At 72.6% G+C, this 2,025-nt stretch carries 2 protein-coding genes; both read right to left on the bottom strand.

Going from position 1 to position 2,025, the window contains the following annotated elements:
* The coding region (locus AOK23_RS32565) for a uracil-DNA glycosylase (protein ID WP_055716150.1) at positions 1-656 on the bottom strand (656 nt) is incomplete at its 3' end.
* A gap of 143 nt (positions 657-799) precedes the next feature.
* A complete protein-coding gene (locus AOK23_RS32560) occupies positions 800-1,885 on the bottom strand; it encodes a WD40/YVTN/BNR-like repeat-containing protein (protein WP_055716149.1) in 1,086 nt (361 codons plus the stop codon).
* Between the last annotated feature and the right edge of the window lie 140 nt (positions 1,886-2,025).

The raw sequence follows: 2,025 nt of genomic DNA, 5'->3' as shown, positions 1-2,025 counted from the left end.
GGAGTACCGCCCTGACGGGCGAGCAGGTCGTTGGCGCGGCTGAAGGGACGGGAGCCGAAGAAGCCGCGGTCGGCCGACATGGGGGAGGGGTGGGCGGACTCGATGGACGGCAGATCGCCCAGCAGGGGGCGGAGGTTGCGGGCGTCGCGGCCCCACAGGATCGACACCAGCGGGCGTCCGCGCGCGGCCAGCGCCCGTATCGCCTGCTCGGTGACCTCCTCCCAGCCCTTCCCGCGGTGTGCCGCAGGCTTGCGCGGGGCGGTGGTGAGCGCCCTGTTGAGCAGCAGGACGCCCTGCTGGGTCCAGGGCGTCAGATCGCCGTTGGCCGGCGGCGGCAGTCCCAGGTCGTTGCCGAGCTCCCGGTAGATGTTGATCAGGCTGCCCGGCAGGGGCCGTACCTCCGGGGCCACCGAGAAGGACAGGCCCACCGCGTGCCCCGGTGTCGGGTACGGGTCCTGGCCGACGATGAGGACGCGGACGTCGTCGAAGGGCTGCTGGAAGGCGCGCAGGACGTTCGGTCCGGCCGGGAGGTAGGTGCGTCCCGCGGAGATCTCCGCGCGCAGGAAGTCGCCCATCCTGGCGATCTGTCCGGCCACGGGCTCCAGCGCCTTCGCCCAGCCCGATTCGACGATTTCATGCAACGGTCGTGGTGCCACGGCGTCACCCTACTGCCGCGACCGCGCCGACGATCAACCACCGGTCAGGGAGCGACCGGTGCTGACCGTTTGGATGCCGAACCGCACGTGTTCCGTGCCGACTTGGGGTCCGGTATGTGGGTTTCCCGCTTCAGCCTGCGCCGTCAGCCGATCACCGCCGCCCGTACGCACAGCACGTCCGGCAGATGGGACGCCAACTGGCGCCAGCTGTCCCCGTCGTCCGCCGACGCGTACACCTCGCCGTTGCGGTTGCCGAAGTAGACGCCCGCCGGGTCCGCGTCGTCCGTGCACATCGCGTCGCGCAGCACCGTGCCGTAGTGGTCGTCCGTCGGCAGGCCGCTGGACAGCGGTTCCCAGCTCCCGCCCGCGTCCGCCGTGCGGAAGACCCGGCAGCGGTGGTCGGCGGGGACCCGGTCCGCGTCCGCGTTGATGGGGAACACGTACGCGGTGTCCCCGCGGTGCGGGTGGGCCACGGCGGCGAACCCGAACGTGGACGGCAGCCCCTCGCCGATGTCCGTCCAGTGCGCGCCGCCGTCGTCGCTGCGGTACACCCCCCAGTGGTTCTGCAGATACAGCCGGTCGGGGGTCACCGCGTCCCGCGTGACCTTGTGCACGCACTGGCCGAACTCCGGGTCGGGGTCCGGCAGGAACACCGCGGAGACCCCGGAGTTGGACGGCGACCAGCTCGCGCCGCCGTCCGCGGTGCGGAACACCCCGGCGGCGGAGACGGCGACGGTCGTCGCGCGCGGGTCGCGCCGGTCGGTGAGGATGGTGTGCAGCCCCTCGCCGCCACCGCCCGGCTGCCACTTGTCGCGGGTCGGGTGCTCCCACAGCGGCCGCACCAGCTCGAAGGTCTCGCCGCGGTCCTCCGAGCGGTACAGCGCGGCCGGCTCCGTGCCCGCGTACACCACGTCCGGTTCGGCGGCCGACGGGTGCAGCTGCCACACCCGCTCCAGGGAGGCGCCCGTGTCCTTGGGGAACTTCACGGCCGGACGGGCCGGTTCCGTCCAGGTGCGCCCGAGGTCGTCGGAGTGGAACACGGAGGGGCCCCAGTGCGCGCTGTCGCCCCCGACGAGCAGACGGGGCGTGTCCCCGCGGGTGTCGATCGCGACCGCGTAGACGGCCTGCGCGTTGAAGTACGGGCTGTCGTCGAACTCCCAGGCGCCGCCTCGCCGCCGCCCGATGAACAGGCCCTTGCGCGTGCCTACGGTGAGCAGTACCTCGGCCATCCCGGCCACCTCCCTGGACATCGTCGTCTCAGTCACGGGCCAGTCTGCACCCAGCCACTGACAGTCACCCCTTGAGACGTCATCGCCGCAGGTCGGGCGGCATGTGGCGGGTGGGGGAGGGGTGGGATCGAGCCATGCGG

The sequence above is a fragment of the Streptomyces torulosus genome (assembly GCF_001419765.1).
Classification (GTDB): domain Bacteria; phylum Actinomycetota; class Actinomycetes; order Streptomycetales; family Streptomycetaceae; genus Streptomyces; species Streptomyces torulosus.
This window is presented reverse-complemented; position numbering and strand designations above follow the sequence as displayed.